Annotated in this window: 21 protein-coding genes; 11 read left to right on the forward strand and 10 right to left on the reverse strand. The window is 31.3% G+C overall.

What is annotated here, in order from left to right; genetic code table 11:
• Positions 1 to 2: 2 nt before the first annotated feature.
• Positions 3 to 1,949 carry a peptidylprolyl isomerase gene (locus tag H574_RS0107590; protein WP_027880003.1) on the reverse strand — a complete coding sequence of 649 codons (1,947 nt, stop codon included), beginning with the start codon at positions 1,947 to 1,949 and terminating at the stop codon, positions 3 to 5.
• A 222-nt stretch (positions 1,950 to 2,171) separates the two neighbouring features.
• Here H574_RS0107590 and H574_RS0107595 point away from each other — a divergent pair, with 222 nt between their 5' ends.
• The 3 genes from H574_RS0107595 to H574_RS0107605 all read left to right on the forward strand — a co-directional run bounded on the left by H574_RS0107595 (position 2,172) and on the right by H574_RS0107605 (position 3,701).
• Positions 2,172 to 2,912 (forward strand): T9SS type A sorting domain-containing protein, encoded by a 741-nt coding sequence (locus tag H574_RS0107595; RefSeq protein WP_027880004.1) that lies wholly within the window; start codon positions 2,172 to 2,174, stop codon positions 2,910 to 2,912.
• A 172-nt stretch (positions 2,913 to 3,084) separates the two neighbouring features.
• Positions 3,085 to 3,465, forward strand: coding sequence for an SRPBCC family protein (locus H574_RS0107600; RefSeq protein ID WP_155912614.1), 381 nt, complete (start codon positions 3,085 to 3,087; stop codon positions 3,463 to 3,465).
• The gene (locus H574_RS0107605) at positions 3,465 to 3,701 is read left to right on the forward strand and encodes a hypothetical protein (protein ID WP_036227340.1); all 237 of its coding nucleotides are present in this window, start codon (positions 3,465 to 3,467) and stop codon (positions 3,699 to 3,701) included. The genes H574_RS0107600 and H574_RS0107605 overlap by 1 nt, the downstream gene beginning before the upstream one ends.
• Before the next feature lie 317 nt (positions 3,702 to 4,018).
• Here H574_RS0107605 and guaB read toward each other — a convergent pair whose 3' ends face one another.
• Complete coding sequence (guaB, locus tag H574_RS0107610) at positions 4,019 to 5,488, reverse strand: IMP dehydrogenase (RefSeq protein WP_027880007.1); 1,470 nt, start codon at positions 5,486 to 5,488, stop codon at positions 4,019 to 4,021.
• Between the two features lie 182 nt (positions 5,489 to 5,670).
• On the opposite strand from guaB, the gene H574_RS0107615 reads away from it, so the two are divergent.
• Positions 5,671 to 7,902, forward strand: coding sequence for a TonB-dependent receptor family protein (locus H574_RS0107615; protein WP_027880008.1), 2,232 nt, complete (start codon positions 5,671 to 5,673; stop codon positions 7,900 to 7,902).
• A 57-nt stretch (positions 7,903 to 7,959) separates the two neighbouring features.
• Here the strand turns inward: H574_RS0107615 and H574_RS0107620 are convergent, their stop codons facing one another.
• From H574_RS0107620 to H574_RS0107630, 3 genes are read right to left on the reverse strand one after another with little or no spacing between them, the layout of a single operon-like run.
• On the reverse strand, positions 7,960 to 8,826 hold the full coding sequence (locus tag H574_RS0107620) for a hydroxymethylglutaryl-CoA lyase (protein WP_027880009.1): 867 nt from the start codon (positions 8,824 to 8,826) through the stop codon (positions 7,960 to 7,962).
• A 37-nt stretch (positions 8,827 to 8,863) separates the two neighbouring features.
• Entirely contained in the window at positions 8,864 to 9,490 is a 627-nt protein-coding gene (locus H574_RS0107625) for a LysE family translocator (protein WP_027880010.1), read from the reverse strand.
• Complete coding sequence (locus H574_RS0107630) at positions 9,491 to 10,543, reverse strand: quinone-dependent dihydroorotate dehydrogenase (RefSeq protein ID WP_027880011.1); 1,053 nt, start codon at positions 10,541 to 10,543, stop codon at positions 9,491 to 9,493.
• A 317-nt stretch (positions 10,544 to 10,860) separates the two neighbouring features.
• On the opposite strand from H574_RS0107630, the gene pepT reads away from it, so the two are divergent.
• Positions 10,861 to 12,102, forward strand: a complete 1,242-nt coding sequence (pepT, locus tag H574_RS0107635; RefSeq protein ID WP_027880012.1) for a peptidase T — start codon at positions 10,861 to 10,863, stop codon at positions 12,100 to 12,102.
• A gap of 94 nt (positions 12,103 to 12,196) precedes the next feature.
• Here the strand turns inward: pepT and H574_RS0107640 are convergent, their stop codons facing one another.
• Both H574_RS0107640 and recQ read right to left on the reverse strand, forming a co-directional pair.
• Positions 12,197 to 13,129: a peptidylprolyl isomerase gene (locus H574_RS0107640; protein ID WP_027880013.1), complete on the reverse strand. Its 933-nt coding sequence runs from the start codon at positions 13,127 to 13,129 to the stop codon at positions 12,197 to 12,199.
• A 143-nt stretch (positions 13,130 to 13,272) separates the two neighbouring features.
• Positions 13,273 to 15,465, reverse strand: a complete 2,193-nt coding sequence (recQ, locus tag H574_RS0107645; RefSeq protein WP_027880014.1) for a DNA helicase RecQ — start codon at positions 15,463 to 15,465, stop codon at positions 13,273 to 13,275.
• A 160-nt stretch (positions 15,466 to 15,625) separates the two neighbouring features.
• On the opposite strand from recQ, the gene H574_RS0107650 reads away from it, so the two are divergent.
• The 4 genes from H574_RS0107650 to lptB all read left to right on the forward strand — a co-directional run bounded on the left by H574_RS0107650 (position 15,626) and on the right by lptB (position 18,576).
• The gene (locus H574_RS0107650) at positions 15,626 to 16,591 is read left to right on the forward strand and encodes a KpsF/GutQ family sugar-phosphate isomerase (protein WP_027880015.1); all 966 of its coding nucleotides are present in this window, start codon (positions 15,626 to 15,628) and stop codon (positions 16,589 to 16,591) included.
• Positions 16,591 to 17,427, forward strand: a complete 837-nt coding sequence (tatC, locus tag H574_RS0107655; RefSeq protein WP_027880016.1) for a twin-arginine translocase subunit TatC — start codon at positions 16,591 to 16,593, stop codon at positions 17,425 to 17,427. Before H574_RS0107650 ends, tatC begins: the two co-directional genes overlap by 1 nt.
• Entirely contained in the window at positions 17,411 to 17,761 is a 351-nt protein-coding gene (locus tag H574_RS0107660) for a carboxymuconolactone decarboxylase family protein (RefSeq protein WP_027880017.1), read from the forward strand. Before tatC ends, H574_RS0107660 begins: the two co-directional genes overlap by 17 nt.
• Positions 17,762 to 17,835: 74 nt before the next feature.
• Positions 17,836 to 18,576 carry an LPS export ABC transporter ATP-binding protein gene (gene lptB / locus H574_RS0107665; protein ID WP_027880018.1) on the forward strand — a complete coding sequence of 247 codons (741 nt, stop codon included), beginning with the start codon at positions 17,836 to 17,838 and terminating at the stop codon, positions 18,574 to 18,576.
• Positions 18,577 to 19,139: 563 nt separating this feature from the next.
• Here lptB and H574_RS0107675 read toward each other — a convergent pair.
• Together H574_RS0107675 and H574_RS0107680 are read right to left on the reverse strand one after the other, a co-directional pair.
• On the reverse strand, positions 19,140 to 19,961 hold the full coding sequence (locus H574_RS0107675) for a TerC family protein (RefSeq protein WP_027880020.1): 822 nt from the start codon (positions 19,959 to 19,961) through the stop codon (positions 19,140 to 19,142).
• An 8-nt stretch (positions 19,962 to 19,969) separates the two neighbouring features.
• Positions 19,970 to 20,719 (reverse strand): CDP-alcohol phosphatidyltransferase family protein, encoded by a 750-nt coding sequence (locus H574_RS0107680; RefSeq protein ID WP_036227347.1) that lies wholly within the window; start codon positions 20,717 to 20,719, stop codon positions 19,970 to 19,972.
• A gap of 122 nt (positions 20,720 to 20,841) precedes the next feature.
• Between H574_RS0107680 and H574_RS0107685 the strand changes: the two genes are divergently transcribed.
• Together H574_RS0107685 and H574_RS0107690 are read left to right on the forward strand one after the other, a co-directional pair.
• Positions 20,842 to 21,912 (forward strand): putative type IX sorting system protein PorV2, encoded by a 1,071-nt coding sequence (locus H574_RS0107685; protein ID WP_081653192.1) that lies wholly within the window; start codon positions 20,842 to 20,844, stop codon positions 21,910 to 21,912.
• Positions 21,913 to 21,921: 9 nt separating this feature from the next.
• Positions 21,922 to 23,073, forward strand: a complete 1,152-nt coding sequence (locus H574_RS0107690; RefSeq protein ID WP_027880023.1) for a lipoprotein N-acyltransferase Lnb domain-containing protein — start codon at positions 21,922 to 21,924, stop codon at positions 23,071 to 23,073.
• A 72-nt stretch (positions 23,074 to 23,145) separates the two neighbouring features.
• On the opposite strand, the gene H574_RS0107695 is transcribed toward H574_RS0107690, so the two are convergent.
• Complete coding sequence (locus H574_RS0107695) at positions 23,146 to 24,540, reverse strand: sugar transferase (RefSeq protein WP_027880024.1); 1,395 nt, start codon at positions 24,538 to 24,540, stop codon at positions 23,146 to 23,148.
• Positions 24,541 to 24,599 lie beyond the last annotated feature (59 nt).

A 24,599-nucleotide genomic window follows, 5' to 3' on the forward strand; every position in this document is an offset into this window, starting at 1 on the left:
TATTAATTTAAATCCTGTTTTACTTGTTTTAAAACGTCTTTATTAAGCTTGACTTTGTATTTATTAGAAAGCTCTTCTAACCATTTTTTTTCTTTATACTCTTGAAAATCGCTAATCACATTTCCTTTTGCTTCTTCAAAAGTTTTTTGTGTTTTGGGTAATACCGTATTGACTTTAACAACACTGTAAGCGTCGTTGTGCTTAAAGACTTTAGATGTGCCTTTTTGCATATTAAAGTCTTTTGGCAATGCTTGATGAGAAGTTGTAACTGTATCTTTTATAAAGCTTACACTAATATTTTTTTCTGAATTTATTTTTTGTTTTATAACATCTATGCTAGTATTATTTTCTAGCATTTTTGCTACTTTTTTTATGTCTTTTTTGTTAACGGAAGATGCTATTATAACATCGGCTCTAGTATCAAAAAAGTATTTATCTTGATGTTGTTTGTAATAATTTGCTAACCCAATACTATCTTCTCTAGCAGCATTCCAAACTTTAGACTCCATTAAATCAAATAATAAAAGTCCGTCACGATATTCGTTTAAAATATGTGCGTATTCTTCGTTTTCAAACTCTAAATTTTCTTCTTGATATTGTATTAGTTTTGATTCTAAAAACATTTTGTAGTTGCTTGCTACCAATTTATCAAATGGTTGTCTAGCTTGTCTACGACGTTGTGTATTATATAAAAAATCTGCAAATTCTTTATAGGTAACTTCTTTATCTTTTATATTAAATAACACCTTTTTGCCTTCAAAATTTTCTGGTGTGTTCCAAGATCTTTGGTAGTAATTTTCATTTAAAATTGAAGTAAAGTAATGCAAAGCTTCTGGATTGTCTTTTACATTATATTTTTCTTTTAAATTGTTTATTCTGGAGTTGTTTATAACAACAGATCTAGAATCCTTTTTTACTTTAGCTTTTAGCTCGTTTTCCATCTCCTCAAAAGTAGCTAATCCTTTTTTGTCTATTAACTTAACAATATGGTAGCCGAATTCTGTTTTAAAAGGTTCTGTAATTTCTCCTTTTCTTTCTAAACCAAAAGCTTTTTCTTCAAAAATCTCTGAGCTTAATTGTCCTGCAGAAAAAGTATTTAATCTACCTCCTTTTTTGCTAGAGCTTTTATCTTCTGAAAACTGTTTTGCTAACGCCTCAAAGTCTTCTCCTTGCTTAATTCGTTTATAAATATCATTAATACGCTCTTCTTGAGACTCAGAATCTTGACCATCCTTATTTGTAAGCATGATATGGGCAACTGTTACTTCTCCTCTATTTTCTCTTTTATCGTTAACATAGACAATATGATAACCAAATTGTGTTTGAAAAGGTTGTGACCATTCGCCTACATTGGTATTATAAGCTGCTGTTTCAAATTCATATACCATTCTAAATGCAGTAAAATAACCTAACTCTTCTGCAAAAAGCGTACGACCGTTATGTATGTCTTTTTTTACAGCTTCAAAGCCTTCTTCTAACACTCTATTTCTTAGCTTAATAATTTCGTCTTTAGCTTGTTTAAGCTGTTCTTCTGGAGCGTTTTTGTCTATTTTAACTAATATATGACGCGCATCAATCTCTTGGGTTAATCTATCGTAAGCTTCTTTTATAAGCTTTTCTGTAACCTCGTTATTACTTAAGAAATTAGATGAAAGCTGTCTTTTATAACTTTCAAATTCTCTTAAATAAGCTTGTTTTTTATCTAAACCTAAAGCTTTAGCCTCGATTACTTTTAATTTATATTTTATGAAAAGATCAAGGTAATTATCTATATCTTTTTGAGACTCATCCTTAACCAATTCTAAATTCTTTTTATAAACTCTTACAAATTCTGAAGCATAAACAGGTGTTTCGTTTACTGTAAATAGAACTTGTTTTTCTTGCGCATTGACTTTACAAAATGCTAAAAAAACTATGACTGTTAAAGCAATTAAATGTCTTGATTTCATATGAATTGAGACTTGTTTTTTGAAGTACATGCAAAAATAGCAATATTACCTAATTACACAAGTTTAAAAAAGGTAACGCTAGTAGCTAGTTTTTTAGTATTAATTAAGAGTGAATAAACTATTCAAATTAACTATTTATCAACACGAAAACGTTTGAGTTAAAGGTATTCTTATTTTTTAATCATTATAACAATATATTTATAAAAATTTAACATTTATAACATGAAACATATTTACTTTTTTTCTCTTTTGTTTTCTATTAGTTGTATAACTAAAGCACAAGAAACTCTGACGTTTTCTAGTTACAACGGAAACACCACTACACTAACTGCAACAACAACAACAGTTAATGATGAAATAACTATTGTTTTTGAAGATCAAGATATCATCAATAACTTTTATTCTGATGGACAAACTTTCATCCACATGTATGGAGGTTTAGATACCGATAGTGGTAGTTTTCAAGGTGCTCCAGGATTTAGTGATCTTGCATCACAACCGCAATTAACATTAGTTCCTACAGATACAGATGTTAATGCAGGACCTAATACCTACAGCATTACTATTAATCTCGCTCAGCTATATACTGGTGTCCCTAACGGCACTATGGTTTATGGATTTAACTTACTTTTTCAAAACCAATTTGGTGGCGGTGGCAATAACCAAACAGTAGATTTTTATATAAATCTAGTTGATGCAGAAAAAGACAGCACACTAAGCACAACAGACAACAATATTAATAATGCTAATATAAAAGTTATATCTAACGAGTTATTGATTAATAATTACAATGGAGATTTAAACATCAAAGTTTACGACATTTTAGGGAAAATTGTTGACAATAACGCAAACATACAGGTTAACAATTCATACAAACACGCATTAGATCTACCAAAAAACAATATCTATATAGTAGTTTTAGAAACAAAAGATATGACCAAAACCATTAAAGTATTATTGTAGTTAATCCTACAATACTGGTATTTTGCATAATAAAAGTGATTGAAATTTTTTCAATCGCTTTTTTTTTATACTTTAATTTAGAAATTGAAATTTGATGCTAAGTTATACTTCTGAAATACTAATTAATAAACCTATTACTACTTGCTTTACAGAAATTGTTAACCTTGATAGTATGAAGTACTGGCAAGAAGGCTTAATTAGTTTTGCGCATATCTCCGGTACACCAAGAAAAATAGGTTCTACTATTCAACTTAATTATCAATTTGGTAAACGAAAAATGGAACTTACAGAAAGTGTTACCCACAGAAAAGATAATCATTCTATTCATTTTAATTTTGATACTAAAATGATGCATAACGTGCAGCAAAATTTCTTTGAAATTATAGATGATGATACTACAAAGTGGATTAGTCATAATCAATTTTTACCAAGAAATTTCACTTCAAGAATAATGCTTGTTTTAATGCCCAAAGCATTTAAAAAACAAAGTAAAAAGTACTTAGTTAACTTTAAAAACTACGTAGAAAACGGCACCTCAATAATTATAAAATAATGAGACAATTAAAACTAATTTGGGATTTTAGAGGTCCTGATGCTTTAAAAATTGCAGAACACCATGTAATACATCTAAAAGAATATATAACTCTTCAAAACACCAATCTAAACATCACTGGTTATCAAGAATTATCACCCATGCATAGTATTGCTTTTATGGTTGTTGATGAAATTGAAATGAAACCAATACGTGATGCTTTAAAACCACATCGTGGACAGATTTATAATCCGTAATATCTCTTTTATTGAATCACAATACAATCCAGCTAATTAAAATATACAGTTTAAGTCTGTTAAGTATTTTTGGTTATTATTTATTGGATACAACAACTGTAATCCCTACGATTTTAGAGAAAACCAAAAACTCCAAATACCAAGGATTTCTTACCTTTTTCTTTTCAGGAATTATTAAATATGGTTTATTAGCTATTGGAATTTTATCAATTGTAATTGTTAGTTTTTTAGTGATTAGAAAACAGTTTCTAACAAAACACAAATAAAAAAGCACAACAATTATGTTGTGCTTTTTAACTATCTATTAATAATTAAAATTATCTTGAATAATTTGGTGCTTCTTTAGTGATTGTAACATCATGTGGATGACTTTCATTAATTCCTGAAGATGTTATTTTTACAAATTGTGCAGACTCTTTTAAAGTTGCAATATCTTTTGCGCCGCAATATCCCATACCAGCACGTAAACCACCAATAAATTGATGTATACTTTCGTAAAGTTCTCCTTTGTAAGGTACACGACCAACAATTCCTTCTGGGACTAATTTTTTTATATCGTCTTCTACATCTTGAAAATAACGGTCTTTACTACCTTGTTTCATCGCTTCTACAGAACCCATACCACGATAAGACTTAAACTTACGTCCTTCGTAAATAATAGTTTCTCCTGGACTTTCTTTTGTTCCGGCTAATAAAGATCCTAACATTACAGTATCTGCACCAGCTGCAAGAGCTTTAGGTATATCTCCTGTATATCTTATTCCACCATCTGCTATAACAGGAACACCTGTTCCTTTTATTGCTGCAGCAACTTCTAAAACAGCGCTAAACTGAGGAAAACCAACACCTGCAACAACACGTGTTGTACAAATAGATCCTGGTCCAATTCCTACTTTTACAGCGTCTGCACCAGCTTCTACTAAATATTTTGCAGCTTCTGCTGTTGCTATATTACCAACAATTGCTTCTAATTGAGGGAATTTTTTCTTTATTTCTTTTAAAACATTTACTACACCTTTTGTGTGTCCATGTGCTGTATCTATAACAATTGCATCTACACCTGCATTAACTAACGCTTCTGCTCTATCTACTGCATCACCTGTTACTCCAATTGCTGCAGCAACACGTAATCTTCCGTAGTTATCTTTATTAGCTATAGGTTTTTGAGTAACTTTGGTGATATCTCTAAACGTAATTAATCCTTCAAGTTTATCACCTTCTACAATTAAAAGCTTTTCAATTTTATTTTGCTGAAGTATTTTTTCTGCGTCTTTTAAAGACGTACCAACTGGTGCTGTTACTAGATTTTCGCTAGTCATTACTTCTACAATTGGTCTAGAATTTTGATGCTCGAAACGTAAATCTCTATTAGTCACAATACCTTTTAATTTTCCTGTGGCATCAACAATAGGAATACCTCCAATACTATGCTCTTTCATAGCTTGTTTAGCATCTGCAACAATTGCTGTAGTAGGCAAGGTTACTGGATCTATAATCATACCGCTTTCGGCACGTTTTACTTTACGCACTTTAGTCGCTTGCTCTTCTATGGTCATGTTTTTATGCAACACACCAATACCACCTTCTCTAGCCATAGCTATTGCCATACGACTTTCGGTAACTGTATCCATAGCTGCAGAAACTATAGGTACATTAATAGTTATATTTCTTGTAAATTTTGATTGAATATTGACTTCGCGTGGAAGAACTTCAGAGAACGCTGGAACTAGTAGGACATCATCGTAAGTTAATCCTTCGCCTACTATTTTATTGTTATGTGCTGTCATGTTGCAATTAGAATTAATTGCGCGTAAAGATACGACTTATATATGAAACTATCTCGAAATTTTTTCTCTTATAAAATCTTTCCGAAAATTATCTTTATTTATTCTAAATAAGTTTTGAAAAACTAAAAATGAATATTATTTTTGCACGCTGAAAACAAATTATTTTTAATCAGTCTAAATAAATGAGAACTAAATTTTTATTCTTCATCTTATTAATTACTAGTAGTGTAATAGCTCAAAACACAAAAGATTCTATTACCAACAATACAGATTCTATTCAAAAATTAGAAGAAGTTTTAATTAAAACAAATGTAATATTTGGTAACAAATACATGGCAAAAAACCGCACAGGTTCTGCATATTACATTTCGCCAACAGAATTAAAAAAACTAGGTTACACAGATATTAACCGTGTTTTAAAAACTGTTCCTGGTGTAACCATTGTAGAAGAAGATGGTTTTGGTCTACGTCCTAACATTAGTTTAAGAGGTACTTCTCCAGAACGTAGTGCAAAAATTAGCTTAATGGAAGATGGTGTATTGATTGCTCCTGCACCATACAGTGCTTCTGCTGCTTATTACTTTCCTTCTGTTGCACGAATGGAAGCTGTAGAAATTTTAAAAGGTAGTAGCCAAGTGCAATATGGTCCTTTTACTTCTGGTGGTGCTATAAATATGGTGTCTACACAAATTCCTGATCATTTTTCTGGTAGAATTAAAGCCTCTTACGGAAGCTTTAACAGCGGACAAGTTTATGCGTCTGTTGGAGACAGCAACAAAAATTTTGGATATAATGTTGAATATTTAAACTTTAATTCTGATGGATTTAAAAATCTATTAAACAATGCAAATACTGGGTTTGACAAGAATGACGTTGTTGCTAAATTTAGATTGAACACAGATAAAGAAGCAAAAATTCAACAAAGTTTTGAAACTAAATTTCAGTTTGCAGATGAAGTGTCTAATGAGACCTACCTAGGATTAACAGACACAGATTTTAAGAATAATCCTTTTGATAGATACGCAAGTTCTCAAGAAGATAAAATGACTAATGAGCATATTCAATTATTATTAACTCATAACATTGAGTTTTCTAAAAATTTCGCCATTACAACCAATGGTTACTTTAATAGATTTGAAAGAAACTGGTATAAATTAAACGATATTACAGCTAATGGTGATAATGTAAGTATTGCTAACATTGTATCTAATCCAGATTTATATCCTACCCATTTTAGTTACATGACAGGTTTAGAAAACTCACCAGCAGATGCTTTAACGGTTAAAGCAAATAATCGTAAGTACATTTCTAAAGGTGTTCAAACTAAATTAGATTATCATTTTTATGGTGAAAACACATTTCATGATATTGAACTAGGGTTAAGATATCACTATGATGAAGAAGATCGTTTTCAATGGAAAGACTACTACAGCATTGAAAATAATTCTATGCAATTAACGACTAAAGGTATACCTGGTACAGATGCTAACAGGATTAGTAGTGCAAATGCTTTTGCTTCATACATTATGTATAAGTTTAAATATAAAAACTTAACATTAACTCCTGGTTTACGTTACGAAAACATTGTGCTTAAACGTGAAAACTATGGCACAAGTGATATAAGCAGAACAGGTAGTATTTTATCTGTAAGAGAAAACAAAGTAGATATTTTTATACCTGGTATTGGTTTTAATTACAAATTCAATAACAACTACTCTGTTTTTGGTGGTGTACATAAAGGATTTTCGCCTCCAGGAAATGAAGATGGTCAAAAACCAGAAGAAAGTATTAACTATGAATTAGGTTCTAGATTTAACTTTAAAGGCATTCAAGGTGAAGTTGTGGCCTTTTACAACGACTACAGCAACCTTTTAGGTAGTGATCTTGCTGCTAGTGGCGGAACAGGTAGTTTAGATATGTTTAACGCAGGAGAATCTACCGTAAAAGGACTAGAAGTTCTTTTAAATTATGATGCACTTCAAAATAACACCAACTTTTCTTTACCTATTACTTTAGGTTATACATATACTGATACTGAGTTTTTAAACAATTTTGGTAGTGATGATGGTATTTGGGGAACTGTTTCTGAAGGAGATGAAATACCATATATTGCAAAGCATCAATTAAATGCAAGTATTGGTTTAGAACACAAAAAATATTCAATTAACTTAAACGGAAGATATAATGGTGCTTTTAGAACAGTATCTGGTACTGGATCTATTCCTGATAATCAAAAAGTAGAATCGGCTATCGTTTTAGATTTAGCTGGTCGTTACCATATCACTTCAAAATTAAGTGCAACAGCTAACATTATTAACCTACTAGATAATGAATACGCAGTATCAAGAGTACCTGCAGGATTAAGACCTGGTCATCCTTTTGGTATCTATGCTGGATTAGAATTTCAGTTTTAAAAAGTAAAAAATTAGTTAAAAAAAAAAAAGAGCTTGTAAAATATACAAGCTCTTTTTTTAATGATAAAAATTGAAAATTTTACTCGCCTCATTATATGCGCTTTCAAAAGACATCGCATTTAAGTCATGCGCTTTTTTTGTAGTTAGATAAGAAAAGACTTTTTCTGTTGGCATATTTCCGGTTAATTCATCTTTAGCCATAGGACAACCGCCAAAACCTTGTATAGCACCATCAAAACGTCTACAACCTGCATTGTAAGCAGCATCTACTTTTTCAAACCAAGTGCTTGGTGTAGTGTGTAAATGTGCACCAAATTCGATATTTTGATATTTCGGAATTAAATTTGAAAACAAATAATCTATATTTTCTGGATTAGATGTACCAACTGTATCACTCAAGGATAAAATTTCTACACCCATTTTACTCAGTTTTTCTGTCCAATCGCCTACTATTTCAACATTCCAAGGATCACCGTAAGGATTACCAAATCCCATGGAAATATAAACAACCACCTTTTTATTAGCTTGATTTGCTGTGTTTAAAATGTCGTTTAACAAGTCTACAGATTGTGCTATTGTTTTATGTGTATTACGCATTTGAAAGTTTTCTGAAATAGAAAACGGATAACCCAAATAATCAATTTCTGGATGTTGACAAGCATCTTGTGCACCACGTAAATTTGCTACAATTGCCAATAATTTACTTTTGGTTTTGCTTAAATCTAATTGCGCTAACACTTCGGCTGTATCTACCATTTGCGGTATAGCTTTAGGCGACACAAAACTTCCAAAATCTATTGTATCAAAACCTACACGTAATAAAGATTGTATGTACTGTACTTTTTTTTCGGTAGGAATAAATTGCTTGATGCCTTGCATGGCATCTCGCGGACATTCGATTACTTTTACTAGGTCGTTTTTCATGGTCTTTCAAAGATAAAAAAGAAATAGATTTTTGGCTTTATTTCTTCTGAAAAAAGATGAATACAGCAATTCCTACAAACACAACTATTTGCAACCATTTTAGTACTAATCCGGTGTTTTTATTCTGTTTTAAATACTCCGAAATAAATCCTGAAAGCACTGCGATTGTAGAAAATATAATTAAAGATGTGAGCATAAACAGTAATCCCAACACATAAAATTGCGTTACTGTTGATAAGGTTTCTGAAAATAAAAACCCAGGAAAAAATGCCAAAAAGAAAATAGACACTTTTGGGTTTAATACATTCATTATTACACCTTGTTTAAATAGTTGCCACAAACTTTTTTTTGGTGTGTTTTCAGTAGTTAAAGCAACTTCAGCATCACTTTGATATACTTTATAAGCCAAATACAATAAGTAAACAGCGCCTAAAATTTTAAGGATTAGAAAAAGTGTATCGTTATTTTTAATAATAGCAGACACACCAAAAGCAACCAATGTTGTGTGTACTAAACAACCAGAAATTAAACCTGCAACGGTTGCTAAACCATAATTACGACCATTAGTTATGCTTTGCATTAACACATAAATATTATCTGGTCCAGGCGATATGGCTAAAGCAGAGGTCGCTACAACAAACCCAAATAAGGTTTCAACAGTCATTTAATTTTGGGTTAAAATAGCTTGATTAATCTGCTTGATTAATCGTGGTCCTTCATAAATAAAACCAGTATAAATCTGAACTAAATCTGCTCCAGCTTCTAGTTTTTCTAATGCATCTTCAGCACTGTGTATTCCACCAACACCAATAATCGGGAAAGCTTTATTACTTTTTTCTGCTAGGTACTTAATCACTTTTGTAGATTTATCTTTTATAGGTTGACCGCTTAAACCTCCATTTCCGATAGCTTCCAGACGTTCTTTTGGTGTTTTTAATCCTGTACGATCTACAGATGTATTGGTAGCAATAACTCCATCTAGTTTTGTTTCTTTGATGATTTCTATAATTTCATCTAACTGAATGGTATTTAAATCTGGAGCAATCTTAAGTAAAATTGGTTTTTTAGGTCTCGACTGCGCTCGACCTGACAATTCTTCGTTAGCTTTTTGCACTTCGCTAATCAGTTCTAACAAATAATCTTTATCGGTTAATTTAGCGTGACTTCCAACGTTTGGACAACTTACATTAAGCACAAAATAATCAACATACGGATGTAAACCTTTAAAACACTCAAGATAATCTCTAGTGTAATCTTCTGGTGCTGTATCGGTGTTTTTTCCAATATTTCCACCAATAATTAACTTTCCTTTATTTTGTTTTAATTTTGTAATTGCAGCTTCTAAACCTTCGTTATTAAAACCCATACGGTTTATAATTCCTTGGTCGTCTTTTAATCTAAACAAACGTTTTTTTGGATTTCCAGCTTGTCCTTTTGGTGTAACTGTTCCTATTTCTATAAATCCAAAACCAAAATTGGCTAATTCATTATACAGCACTGCATTTTTATCAAAACCTGCTGCTAATCCTACTGGATTTTTAAAGGTTAATCCAAAAAGGTTGCGTTGTAGTTGCTTATCTTCTACAACATATAAACGTCTAAACACCGAAGTCATTCCTGGTATTTTAGAGGTTATTTTAACAAGCTTAAATGTAAAATGATGAATTTTTTCAGGATCGAAACTAAAAAAAAGCGGTCTTAGAAGGGATTTGTACATCGTGTAATGTTTGCACAAAAGTAGTGTGAAAAAATGTGATTTACAATTTATGTCGAAGCTCTTAACTGTTTTTAATAAAATTCGTCAGTTTGAGTGAATTTTTATGATTAAAATGAATAAAAATTTGTATCGAAAACAAGAATTTTTAATGTATTATTAGTTCTAGATAAAATTTTTTCGCTCAACTTCGACTACGCTCAGTTGCCACTCAAAAATCACTCGAACTGAAGTTTATTTAATTTTACCAATAAATGTACTATTGAAAATCTTGAATAATTGTACTTTTATACTTTCAAATAAAATAAACACTCCAAAATATGATTTCAAAAGAAGACATCATCAAAAGATTTGTTAGCTACGTAACTGTAGATACTGAATCTGATCCAAATAGCGACACAACACCAAGTACCAAAAAACAATGGGATCTTGCCAATGCATTAGTGCAAGAATTACAAAATATAGGCATGAAAGATGTAACTATTGATCAAAACGCTTATATCATGGCGACATTACCAAGTAATGTGGATCATGACGTACCAACTATTGGATTTATCTCGCATTTTGATACGTCGCCAGATTTTACTGGCGCTAATGTTAATCCGCAAATTGTAGATAATTATGATGGAAAGGACATTGTTCTAAATGAAGCTGAAAACATTGTTTTATCTCCGGATTATTTTGAAGATTTATTACTTTACAAAGGTCAAACCTTAATCACTACCGATGGTACAACGCTTTTAGGTGCTGATGATAAAGCTGGTATTTGTGAAATTATTTCAGCAATGGAATACCTGATTAAAAATCCTCAAATCAAACACGGAACCATTAAAGTTGGATTTACTCCAGATGAAGAAATTGGTCGTGGCGCACATAAATTTGATGTCGAAAAGTTTGGTGCGGATTGGGCTTATACCATGGATGGAAGTCAAATTGGTGAGTTAGAATACGAAAATTTTAACGCTGCTGGCGCTGTAGTTAAAGTGAAAGGAAAAATTGTACATCCTGGTTATGCTAAAGGAAAAATGGTTAACTCTATGTATATTGCTACAGAGTTTATCAACTCCTTACCAAGACTAGAAACTCCAGAACATACTGAAGGTTATCAAGGATTTTTTCATTTATATTCTGTAAAAGGTGAAGTTGAAGAAACCGTACTAGAGTATATTATTCGTGATCACGACAAAGAGCATTTTGAAGCTAGAAAAGAAGTGATGCAAAACTTAACCGACGAGCTTAACCAACAATACGAGCGTGAAGTAGTAACGATTGAAATTAAGGATCAATACTTCAATATGAAAGAAAAGGTAGAACCTGTAATGCATATTGTTGATATTGCTGAAGAAGCCATGAAACAATTAGATATTAAACCGTTAATAAAAGCAATTCGTGGTGGTACAGATGGATCACAGTTAAGTTATATGGGCTTACCTTGTCCTAATATTTTTGCTGGCGGACATAATTTTCATGGACGTTATGAGTATGTCCCTGTAGAAAGTATGATAAAAGCAACAGAAGTGATTTGCAAAATTGCTGAGTTGACCGCTGAAAAATATAAGTAATTCAGTTTTCAATAAACAATTACCAACTAACAAAAAACCTCACAAGACTAATCCTGTGAGGTTTTTATTTTATTTTGAGTTTGTAAGCTAAAGTTTACTTAGCATTTACTAATTCTACATCAAAAATTAAGGTTGCATCTGGTGGAATAACACCGCCAGCACCACGAGAACCGTAAGCTAAATCACTTGGTATTACAAAACGTGCTTTATCACCAACGTTTAATAATAAAATACCTTCGTCCCAACCTGGTATAACTTGTCCCATACCTACTAAAAACTCGATAGGCTCGTTACGTTTGTAAGAACTATCAAATACAGTTCCGTCTGCTAATTGTCCTTTATAATGTACAGAAACTTGATTACCTTTTTCGGCTTTTTTACCACTTCCTTTTTGTATGATTTGGTAACGTAAACCACTTTTAGTTTCATCAAAACCTGCTGCTAATTTATCTAACTCAGCACGTTTTGCTTCACGTTCTTCAGCAATACGTTTTTCTCTAGCACCTTCAAATACTCTAAAAGCTTCAATAGCGTTAAAGTTTTTTGCTGCATCACCTTCTCTTACAATTTCTAAAGACTCAATAACATCGCCTTGTTGGATCGCATCTACAACATCTTGCCCTTCTACAACTTTTCCAAATACGGTATGCTTACCGTCTAACCAATCTGTTGCAACGTGAGTGATAAAAAATTGACTACCATTTGTTCCTGGTCCTGCATTTGCCATACTTAAAACTCCTGGTCCATCGTGTTTTAAATCTGGGTGAATTTCGTCATCAAATTTATAACCTGGATTTCCTGTACCTGTACCTTGAGGACAACCACCTTGAATCATAAAATCACTAATCACTCTGTGAAATTTTAATCCATCGTAATAAGGTGTTCCTTGTGGTTTTGCAGAGTTTTCCATATTACCTTCTGCTAAAGCTACAAAGTTACCTACTGTCCCTGGTGTTTTTTCAAATTCTAAATTAACAAGAATTGCTCCTTTTGAAGTATTAAATTTTGCGTATAAACCGTCTTGCATTGTCATATTTTTTTAATGAATTGCAAAGATACGTAATGATTTAAAATTTACTAATTAGCATTTAAAATTTTTAATGATTAGTTATTTTCTAAAACAAAAAAGTCATTGTAAATACAATGACTTTTTTTATTTTTTTTTTGAAATTAATTAGCGACTTCACTAATAAATTTTATTCGGTATAAACGCAATTCTTCGTCGTCGTAATCGCCATCAAATTCGTCTAAAGCTACATCTATCTTATCGGTTTCAGTTTCCATAAAATAGTCGTGTAGTTCTTCTTGCTGGTCTTCATCTAAAATTTCATCTATCCAATAATCGATATTTAGTTTGGTCCCTGAATAGACAATAGCTTCCATTTCTTTAATAAATGCTGGCATTTCCATGCCTTTTGCAGACGCTATATCTGTTAATGGTAATTTTCTATCTACATTTTGAATAATGTATAATTTTATTCCAGAATTACTTCCTGTAGATTTTACAATCATATCATCTGGTCTTATGATATCATTATCTTCTACATATTTGGAGATAAGTTTTACAAAATCTTTACCGTATTTTTTTGCTTTACCTTCGCCAACACCATGCACGTTAGATAATTCTTCTATAGAAATCGGGTATTTAAGCGCCATATCTTCTAAAGAAGGATCTTGAAAAATAACAAATGGTGGTACACCTAATTTTTTAGCGTTTGTTTTACGCAGGTCTTTAAGCATTTTCATTAATTGCTCATCTACTACTGCTCCACTTCCTTTAGATGCTGTTATAACATTATCTGTGTTATCATCACTAAAATCATGGTCCTTTGTCATCATAAAAGATGTTGGGTTACTTAAAAAGTTTTTTCCTTCATCTGTAAGTTTTATGACACCATAGGTTTCGATATCTTTTTTTAGTAATCCAGCAACTAGCATTTGTCGTGTTAATGCCATCCAGTAACTTTTTTCTTTGTCTTTACCTACACCAAAGAAAGGTTGTGTATCTGTTTTATGAGAATTAATTAAGGCATTAGATTTACCGACTATAACATTTACAAGTTCTTTAGACTTGTACTTTGCATTTGTTTTACTTACAACATCTAATATAATAGCGACATTGTCTTTTGCTTCTTCTTTTTCTTTTGGATGACGCATATTATCATCCATATCGCCTCCTTCTCCTGTTTCGTTATCAAATTCTTCTCCAAAATAATGAAGAATGAATTTTCTTCTAGACATAGATGTTTCTGCAAAAGCAACTACTTCTTGTAACAATGCATGACCAATTTCTTGCTCCGCTACTGGTTTACCAGACATAAATTTTTCTAATTTTTCTATGTCTTTATAAGAATAATAAGCCAAGCAATGTCCTTCACCGCCATCTCTTCCTGCACGACCTGTTTCTTGATAATAGCTTTCTATACTTTTTGGTATATCATGATGAATTACAAAACGCACGTCTGGTTTATCTATTCCCATACCAAATGCTATTGTTGCTACCACTACATCAATATCTTCCATTAAAAACATATCCTGGTGAGATGCTCTTTTTTTAGCATCTAAACCTGCATGATAGGGTACAGCCTTTATACCATTAACTTGTAGTACTTGTGCCAATTCTTCAACACGTTTTCTACTTAAACAGTAAACAATACCAGATTTACCTTCATGTTGTTTGATAAATCTAATGATGTCTGAATCTACATTTTTGGTTTTTGGACGTATTTCGTAATATAAATTAGGTCTATTAAAAGATGCTTTAAAAGTATTAGCATCTGTCATCCCTAAGTTTTTAAGAATATCTTCTTGCACCTTAGGTGTTGCTGTTGCTGTTAGACCTATAATAGGTATATTATCGCCTATACGTTTTATAATGTTTCTTAGGTTACGGTATTCTGGCCTAAAGTCGTGTCCCCATTCGCTAATACAATGGGCTTCATCAACTGCCATAAAAGATATTTTTACAGATCGTAAAAACTCTACATACTCATCCTTTGTTAAAGATTCTGGAGCTACATAAAGCAATTTAGTTACACCGTTGGTAATATCTGCTTTTACTTGTTTTACTTCCGTTTTATTTAATGAAGAATTTAAAACGTGTGCAATACCATTTTCATTAGAGACACCTCTTATGGCGTCTACTTGATTTTTCATTAAAGCTATTAAAGGAGAAACTACTATTGCCGTACCTTCTTGCATTAATGCTGGTAGTTGGTAACATAAACTTTTACCGCCACCAGTAGGCATAATAACAAAGGTATTGTTTTGATCTAATATACTTTTTATTACTTGCTCTTGTAAGCCTTTAAACTCACCAAAGCCAAAATATTTTTTTAATGCTGCATGCAAATCACTTTTCACTATACGAACGATTTGAAATTTTATTAATTAGTTACATTTAACACATAAAACAGCAAAATAATTTAAGAGTTTAAATATTTCACTAATGAAATAATCCCTAAATTTGCTGCTTTAAAATTAAAGATACTAAAATCTTTATAAACCAAAAAAATAAAATACTTTGAAAAATAATGCCTCCATATTAAAGAGTGCTAAAGAGACCATAGAATTAGAAGGACAAGCCATACTAAATTTAAAATCTTTATTAGACGATGATTTTGTTAACGCTACCCAATTAATCTACAACTCTAAAGGTCGTGTTATTATAACAGGCATAGGTAAAAGTGCTATTATAGCTACTAAAATTGTTGCTACATTAAACTCTACTGGCACACCAGCTGTGTTTATGCACGCTGCAGATGCTATACATGGTGACTTAGGTTTAATTTTAGAAGATGATGTTGTGATCTGCATTTCTAAAAGCGGAAATACTCCTGAAATTAAAGTTTTAGTTCCACTTATTAAAAACGCTAAAAATAAAATGATTGCCTTAACTGGTAACAAAGATTCTTTTTTAGGACAACATGCAGATTACGTGTTAAATTCTTACGTACAAAAAGAAGCATGTCCTAATAATTTAGCACCAACAACAAGTACTACAGCTCAATTAGTTTTAGGTGATGCGTTGGCTGTTACGTTATTAGAATTACGCGGATTTACTAGCAGAGATTTTGCAAAATACCATCCTGGTGGCGCTTTAGGTAAAAAACTATACTTGCGCGTACTTGATATTTCTTCTGTAAACGAAAAACCTCAAGTTACGTTAAATACAAGCATTAGAGATGTTATTGTTGAAATTTCTGAAAAACGTCTTGGTGTTACAGCTGTTGTAGAAGACAAAAAAATTGTGGGCATCATAACAGATGGAGATTTAAGACGTATGCTTAGTAAAGTAGACGATTTTTCTTCGCTTACAGCAAAAGATATTATGAGCAGCAACCCAAAACGTATAGCAGAAGATGCTATGGCTATAGATGCTATGGAAGTACTTGAGGAGAACGGAATCTCTCAATTACTGGTTGAAAAAGAAGGTCATTATGCTGGTGTTGTACATTTACACGATTTAATAAAAGAAGGTATTATATAATGGCAAAAAAGGATGTAAACGAGATGTCTTTTTTAGATCATCTTGAAGATTTAAGATGGCATCTTATACGTATTGTTGGTGCCGTTATACTTTGTGGCACAGTCGCTTTTATCTTTAAGGGATTTATTTTTGACAATATCATTTTTGCGCCTAAAAAAATGGAATTCCCTACCTACCAATGGTTATGCGCTCTTGCAAACTTGGTTAGTGTAGAAGACTCTACTTTTTGCGGAGAATCTTTCCCGTTTATCATCCAAAACAGGACGATGGCTGGTCAGTTTTCTGCACACATATGGACGTCTATTTATGCAGGCTTTATTATTGCTTTTCCTTATGTTATATATCAACTATGGAAGTTTATTAGTCCTGGACTTAATGATAATGAACGTAATACTTCAAGAGGATTTATTGTAGTTTCATCTTTGTTATTCTTTTTAGGTGTTTTATTTGGGTATTATGTAATAACACCTCTATCTATAAACTTTTTAGGAACATATACGGTAAGTGCAGAAGTATCTAACGAGATTGACATTTCATCTTATATAAGTTTAGTAAGAGCATCTGTAATTGCATCAGGAATTATTTTTGAACTACCTATTTTAATTTACTTTTTAACCAAATTAGGTTTAGTAACTCCAGAAATTTTACGCAAATACCGAAAGTTTGCGCTGGTTATTGTTTTAATTATTTCAGCAGTAATCACTCCGCCAGATATAGCTAGTCAAATAATAGTAGCTATTCCGGTAATAATTTTATACGAAATTAGCATTCATATTTCAAGAATTGTATTAAAAAGAGAAAGAAAAAAAACCAAATCACATGTCAGATCTAGTTAAAGAATTTAATGATTACAGAGCCAAGATGAACGATAAAATTCTTGGTGATAACAACAAAATAATAAAACGTATTTTTAACTTAGACACCAATGCTTTTGCTGCAGGTGCACTAGACGTAAAAACTAAAGAGCTACTTGGTTTAGTTGCCTCTACAGTATTACGTTGTGACGATTGCGTAAAATACCATTTAGAGTCTTGTTATAAAGAAGGTGTAACAAAAGAAGAAGTAATGGAAACCTTAAGTATTGGTACACTAATTGGCGGTACAATAGTAATTCCTCACTTACGTCGTGCTTACGAGTATTGGGAAGAACTTGAAAACCAAAAGGGTTAAACTTTATATAAAATAAAAGTGACACTTTAATAGTTATATTGAAATGACTATTTTTAGCAAAATTAAATCAACAGATGAAGCTTAGAGCCGAACATTTAATGAAGTCCTACAACGGACGAAAAGTAGTAAAAGACGTATCTCTTGAAGTAAATCAAGGTGAAATTGTTGGGCTTTTAGGACCTAATGGTGCAGGTAAAACAACGTCTTTTTACATGATTGTTGGTTTAATTAAACCTAATGGCGGAAATATTTTTTTAGACAATACTAATATTACCAATTACCCAATGTACAAACGTGCTCAAAATGGTATTGGTTACTTAGCCCAAGAAGCTTCTGTATTTAGAAAATTAAGTATTGAAGAAAATATTTTAAGCGTATTACAGCTAACTAAACTTAGTAAAAAAGAACAATTAATGCGTATGGAAGCGTTAATTGAAGAGTTTAGTTTAGGTCACATACGTAAAAATCGTGGAGACTTATTATCTGGTGGAGAGCGACGTCGTACAGAAATTGCACGTGCATTAGCTACAAACCCAAGTTTTATTTTATTAGATGAGCCTTTTGCTGGTGTAGATCCTGTTGCTGTAGAAGACATACAACGTATTGTAGCACAGTTAACTAAAAAGAATATTGGTATCTTAATTACAGACCATAACGTACAAGAAACGTTAGCTATTACAGATCGCACATACCTAATGTTTGAAGGTAGTATACTTAAAGCTGGTGAACCAGAAGAATTAGCTAATGATGAAATGGTACGTAAAGTATACCTAGGTCAAAACTTCGAGTTACGTAAAAAGAAAATACGCGAGTAGGTTTTTTCAGTTGGCAGTTTTCAGTTGGCAGTACGCAGTAATCAGTCAGCAATATGCAGTAAAAATTAGCTTTAGCTTTTCTCGTTAATCCGAAAAAGTCATTACTAAATTAGTTTCTAATCAAACCTTACTATTTTAAGATAAGAATATAATGATGTAATTAAAATAATACTTATTAAAATAAAAGGTATTTCATTACTAACATTCAAACTATAAAAAAACAGATAAACTGAAGCACAAACGTATGTCAAAACTAATAAGTCATATTTAAATAGTTTTTTCCTGTTTATTTCTTCAAATTTTTCAATTATTTCTTCAAGCCTTCCCTTTTTGTAATAATAAAAGTGTGGTAGTACAAAAGTTATTATAAAAATAAAAAAAAATAAAATTTTAGTTTTTAATATCTCTTCATTTAAGAATGCTAAAATCGTCAAAAGATTAAAATATAATAAAACAGTAATAGCACTTATTGTAGATTTTTTTGGCCACCAATTATTTGTAATTGATATGCTTTTATATATACTAAAGAAAATATAATTGAAAATTATCATCTAATCAGATAATTAATTTTCTTCTTTTTTATTCTCAACACTTGCTTTCTCTACTAACAATTTCTTTTGATAGCGTCCTTGTACAATATCTACAATAACTAAAACAGCGATAACAAAGTAGAATGTAGTATTACTCATTGGTGTAATTTCATTACCAAAAAATTTGATATGTGCTAGATGTCCTCCTTCTGTCACTAGCATTATACCAACTATAAAAAGGATAAATAAACCTAAAACTTCATACATTCTATTTTTAGATAAAAATGTTGAAATTCTATCTGCTAACAATAGCATTAATAAACCGCTACATACAATAGCAATTGCCATAATTATAAAAGCTGTTGTAGAGCTTTCAATATCACTAGTTAAGCCTATTGCTGCCAAAATAGAATCAAAAGAAAACACCAAATTCATAATAACAATACTAACAACTACTGCGTTAGCACTTTTAAAACCTTTGGTTTCTTTTTCTAAGGTTTCATGTATATCTGGTGTACCAATCATATGCCAAATTTCTTTAATAGCAGTATAAATTATAAATCCGCCACCTGCAAGAACAATTAAACTGTGACCGTTAAATGCAAAATCTACTACATTTTCTACACTTCCTGTTAAGAAAGAAAATGGCTCTTTAAAAAAACCAATAATAGATACTAACACAAATAACAGCACTATTCTTAAAGCTATAGCGATTAAAATACCTACTTTTCTAACGCGCTTTTGAGAGTCTTTTGGTGCTTTTTTAGATTCTAAAGAGATGTAAAGTAAATTGTCAAAACCTAAAACTGCTTGTAACATTATAAGCATTAGAAGGGTAAAAATGTTTTCTAACATAATAGTTATTAATTGATTGTATTAAATAATGATAATAAAATGTAAAGTAAGATAACTAAAGGGATTGCTGCAAATTGTAAAACTATTAGTAATACAACACTAAGTATTAAAAAAATGTAACGCACAGCATTGGTTTTAAAACCGTAACTTTTAAATTTTAAGGCAAACAGTTTAATTGGCGAATTCAATAAATAAGTACTTAACAAAGTTAAAACCACCAAAAACCAAGGGTTTAAAATAGTCGCATTTATCAAATCGTTGTTCTGAAATTCTAAAATTAAAGGTAAAGACAATACCAACAAAGCATTAGCTGGTGTTGGTAAGCCTTTAAAATAGGTTTGTTGATCTTCGTCTATATTAAAACGTGCCAATCTGTAGGCTGAAGACAACGTAATTAGTAACCCTAAAAAAGGCAAAAAGCTAACATTAACGCCAGACCAATATAAACTATCAGACCAATCATCAGTTATAGTTATTCCATTTGTATTAGTTGCTAATTCTAACAATTTATACATAATTAAACCTGGCACTAAACCACTAGTAACCATATCTGCTAAACTATCTAATTGTATTCCTAACTCACTTTGTACGTTTAATTTTCTTGCTAAAAGCCCATCAAAAAAATCAAAAAATATACCTAAAAAAACAAAAATTGCTGCTAATGTAAAGTGATTATTTACAACAAAAACCACAGCTATACTTCCACATAAAAGATTAAGAAGTGTGACAAAATTAGGAATAAAGGCTTTAATATTCATGCATTAGTTTTTTGTAAAAATAGTAAAGAATTTTGGTCTAAAACAACTTACAAACAATATACTATTAAAATTGAAGTTTAATATGTAGAAAAAATATAGCATCTTTGTAAAAAAAATTGAAATTGAGATTACTTTTAGCTTCTCTTATATTATTGGTGTTCATCCCATTAAACGCACAAACCACCCGTAAATATTCTAACGAATTTATGAATATAGGTGTAGATGCTGCTGCTTTGGGACAAAGTAACGCTGTAGTAGCAAGATCTAACGATGTAAATGCAGGTTACTGGAATCCTGCTGGATTAATCAATTTAGAAGACAACCAATTAGCTTTAATGCACTCTAGTTACTTTGCTAACATTGCAAATTATGACTATGCCGGTTTTGCTATGCCTTTAGATGATAATAGTGCTTTCGGAGTGTCTTTAATTAGATTTGCTGTAGACGATATTTTAGATACTACTCAGTTAATTGACGAACAAGGTAATGTAAATTACGATCGTATAAGCCTCTTCTCTACTGCAGATTATGGATTAACAATATCTTATTCAAGAAACTTACCTATTCAAGGTTTAAGCTATGGCGTAAATGCTAAAATTATACGCCGTATTATTGGCGATTTTGCTTCAAGTTGGGGCGTAGGTCTTGATGCTGCTATTCAATTTGAAACAGATAACAATTGGAAGTTTGGTGTTATGGCAAGAGACATCACAACAACGTATAACGCATGGTCAATTAACGAAGAAGAATTTGCCAAAGTACAGAATGCTGTTGAAGGTCAAAACCAAGAATTACCAGAAACTACCGAAATTACAATACCTAAACTACAAATTGGTGTTGCAAAACTATACCGCTTTCACTACGATTATACATTAGAAGCAGAAATAGATTTAAATGTAAGATTTGAACAAAATAATGATGTTATCTCTACCTCTTTTGCTAGCATTAACCCTGCATTTGGGTTTGAGTTTGGATATATTGACATGATATATCTTCGTGGCGGAATGGGTAATTTTCAAAATGAATTACAGATAGATAATTCAGAGCAATTAACTTTCCAGCCTACATTTGGTGTTGGGTTTAAATACAACGGTATACAGGTAGATTATGCGTTTACAGATATTGGTGACCAAAGTGTAGCATTATATTCTAACGTATTTTCTTTAAAATTAGATTTTAGTATCTTTAGATAACCCTATCTTATGAAACTACTTTTACGCTTCCTTTTTCTACTTTGTGTTACAATTGCTTTTTCACAAAAAAACATCCCTAACAACACACAAATTAGTGTATTAACCATTGGTCCTGGCAATAACCTTAATGATGCGTTTGGACATAGTGGTATTAGACTAAAAACAAGTTACAGCGATATTGTATACGACTTTGGTCGTTATAATTTTGAAGACCCAAACTTTTACCTCAACTTCGCTAGAGGAAAACTGAACTACTTACAAGGTAAAGCTAATTACAATAACTTAGTTAATTTTTACAAACAACAAAACAGAAGTATTAAAGAACAAACTCTTAATCTTTCTGCTGAAGAAAAGCAAAGCGTTTATACATTTTTAGAAACTAATTACGCAAAAAATCAAGGGGCTTATTTATATGATTTTTTCTATGATAATTGTGCTACAAAAATTAGAGATGTTATAGAAAATGCTACTAACGGTAATATTGACTACCAATTACCTGATAATTACGAAGACAAAACTTTCCGCACATTAATTCAAGATCAATTGCATCCTAATACTTGGGGAAGCTTAGGAATAGATATTGCATTAGGAGCTATTATAGACCGAACCGCAACACCAAGAGAGCACATGTTTTTACCTAAAAACATACATGCATTTTACAGTGAGGCTACAATAAATAATAGACAATTAGTTAGTAATAGTAAAACAATTATTAATTCTGATACTAAATTTAAAAACGGAACTTTTTTATTAAGTCCAATTTTTGTTTTAGGTCTTATTGCTATATTAATCATCTATATAACCTTTAACGATCATAAAAAACAGCGAAGAACAAAAGGGTTAGATGCTTTTATACAGTTAATTTTAGCTGTAATAGGTATACTATTAACTTTACTATGGTTCGGTACAGATCATACCGCTACGGGTTATAACTATAACTTATTATGGGCTTTTCCTTTAAGTTTAGTAATGGTAATCCAAGCTTATAAAGCAAAACCAAAAAAATGGTTTATAGGGTATATTAAGTTTTGTGTATTAATGCTATGTTTACTAGTTGTGCATTGGATTAGTGGTGTACAACAATTTGCTCCAACTTTAATTCCGCTTTTAATTGCGCTATTCGTAAGATACATATTTCTATTGAAGTTTTTAAAGAAATAGTAGTTCTCGATAAATTTTACTCTTACCTCTAAAAATACTAGAACTTTAAACCTTCAAAATTCAAACTTAGATTTACTGTCCTCTAAAGAAAATAACAGTACTTAAGGTTTTAATGATAATATTTATATCTAACATAAAACTACGATGTTTAATATAAAACAAATCATACTGTAGTTTTAACAAACTGTCATCAACACTAGATCCGTAACGTGCTTTAACCTGAGCCCAACCTGTTAGTCCTGGTTTTACAATATGTCTAGTTTCGTAAAAAGGAATGACTTGAGACAACTCTTTAACAAAAACAGGTCGTTCTGGTCTTGGACCTATCAAACTCATATCGCCTTTTAAGATGTTTATAAATTGCGGAATTTCATCTAAGCGAGACGTACGTAAAAAACGTCCAAAAGGCGTGACACGACTATCATTTTTACTTGCCCAAACTGCTCCTGCAGATTCGGCGTTTTTCACCATACTTCTGTATTTATATATAGTAAAAGGTTTTCCGTTTTTACCTACGCGCTCTTGTGTATAAAACAGTTTACCTCTATTACCAAGTGCGTTTCCTATTAAATTTAAAGGTAAGAACAATACTCCTATAGCCAATCCTATTACAGATAAAATTATATCTAATAATCGTCTATAAGCAAGGTAAAATTTGTTTTTATTATTTCTACTAAAAGGAAAGTATTTATAAAAATCTTTACCTACAAATTGCACAGGGACACGATAAGTAATATCCTCATAAACTTGTGTGTACTCTTTGATTGGAAAACCTTTTTCTAGCAAAGACATAAGCTCTGAATATATCGTTGGCGTTATATTTTCTGAATTATAACTTGCGACAACAATTTCAGAAATTCCTTCATCTTTTATCACCTTTCTAATTTGCTTAGAGCTAAATTCTTTAACTGCAGTAAACTTAACTGCGTCTTTTTTATCACTCTCGCAATTTATATAACCTACAATAACATAATTTGGGTCTGCATTATTAAAAGCCTTAACAATACTTTTAATATTAGAGGTTTCTCCTATAAGTAATACACGCTTATAAAAACGTGGTGAAGAAATAAAGGTAATATAAGCCCAACGCCAAACAAACAATCCTAATAAAATAGCAATATAAAAATAGATAATCTGCAATCTATTATCAGGTAAAGATGGTGTAAAAAAAGGAGTTAATAAATAGAAAAGTACGGTTATAGAAGTGGTTAATATTATGGTACTTACCACAGTTTCCATTCGGCTAGATTTTTGTAAATCGTACAGCTCTAAAACTGTTCCAAAAACAGATATATAAAGTGCTAGCACAAAAATCCATGCCCAATGCTCTTTATTTACCAAAAAATAATCAAAATTAAATATAGTACTCACTAAGTACAAAGAGCCACCTATAGAAAGCAAGTCGAAAATACGTAGTAGAATTTTACGCTCGGAAATTTCAAAATGTATGCCACTTGTATTATCCATTGGCTATTGGTTGGAAGAATTTTACCAAAGATAAAAACATAAAAATTTTAAACAAGTGT

The organism is Mesoflavibacter zeaxanthinifaciens DSM 18436, assembly GCF_000422365.1.
GTDB classification, from domain to species: domain Bacteria; phylum Bacteroidota; class Bacteroidia; order Flavobacteriales; family Flavobacteriaceae; genus Mesoflavibacter; species Mesoflavibacter zeaxanthinifaciens.

Bases quoted from the DNA above. Each gene is read 5' to 3' on its own strand.
- H574_RS0107590 (WP_027880003.1), bottom strand. From the start codon at position 1,949: ATGAAATCAAGACATTTAATTGCTTTAACAGTCATAGTTTTTTTAGCA.
- H574_RS0107595 (WP_027880004.1), top strand. From the start codon at position 2,172: ATGAAACATATTTACTTTTTTTCTCTTTTGTTTTCTATTAGTTGTATA.
- H574_RS0107600 (WP_155912614.1), top strand. From the start codon at position 3,085: ATGAAGTACTGGCAAGAAGGCTTAATTAGTTTTGCGCATATCTCCGGT.
- H574_RS0107605 (WP_036227340.1), top strand. From the start codon at position 3,465: ATGAGACAATTAAAACTAATTTGGGATTTTAGAGGTCCTGATGCTTTA.
- guaB (WP_027880007.1), bottom strand. From the start codon at position 5,488: ATGACAGCACATAACAATAAAATAGTAGGCGAAGGATTAACTTACGAT.
- H574_RS0107615 (WP_027880008.1), top strand. From the start codon at position 5,671: ATGAGAACTAAATTTTTATTCTTCATCTTATTAATTACTAGTAGTGTA.
- H574_RS0107620 (WP_027880009.1), bottom strand. From the start codon at position 8,826: ATGAAAAACGACCTAGTAAAAGTAATCGAATGTCCGCGAGATGCCATG.
- H574_RS0107625 (WP_027880010.1), bottom strand. From the start codon at position 9,490: ATGACTGTTGAAACCTTATTTGGGTTTGTTGTAGCGACCTCTGCTTTA.
- H574_RS0107630 (WP_027880011.1), bottom strand. From the start codon at position 10,543: ATGTACAAATCCCTTCTAAGACCGCTTTTTTTTAGTTTCGATCCTGAA.
- pepT (WP_027880012.1), top strand. From the start codon at position 10,861: ATGATTTCAAAAGAAGACATCATCAAAAGATTTGTTAGCTACGTAACT.
- H574_RS0107640 (WP_027880013.1), bottom strand. From the start codon at position 13,129: ATGCAAGACGGTTTATACGCAAAATTTAATACTTCAAAAGGAGCAATT.
- tatC (WP_027880016.1), top strand. From the start codon at position 16,591: ATGGCAAAAAAGGATGTAAACGAGATGTCTTTTTTAGATCATCTTGAA.
- H574_RS0107660 (WP_027880017.1), top strand. From the start codon at position 17,411: ATGTCAGATCTAGTTAAAGAATTTAATGATTACAGAGCCAAGATGAAC.
- lptB (WP_027880018.1), top strand. From the start codon at position 17,836: ATGAAGCTTAGAGCCGAACATTTAATGAAGTCCTACAACGGACGAAAA.
- H574_RS0107675 (WP_027880020.1), bottom strand. From the start codon at position 19,961: ATGTTAGAAAACATTTTTACCCTTCTAATGCTTATAATGTTACAAGCA.
- H574_RS0107680 (WP_036227347.1), bottom strand. From the start codon at position 20,719: ATGAATATTAAAGCCTTTATTCCTAATTTTGTCACACTTCTTAATCTT.
- H574_RS0107690 (WP_027880023.1), top strand. From the start codon at position 21,922: ATGAAACTACTTTTACGCTTCCTTTTTCTACTTTGTGTTACAATTGCT.
- H574_RS0107695 (WP_027880024.1), bottom strand. From the start codon at position 24,540: ATGGATAATACAAGTGGCATACATTTTGAAATTTCCGAGCGTAAAATT.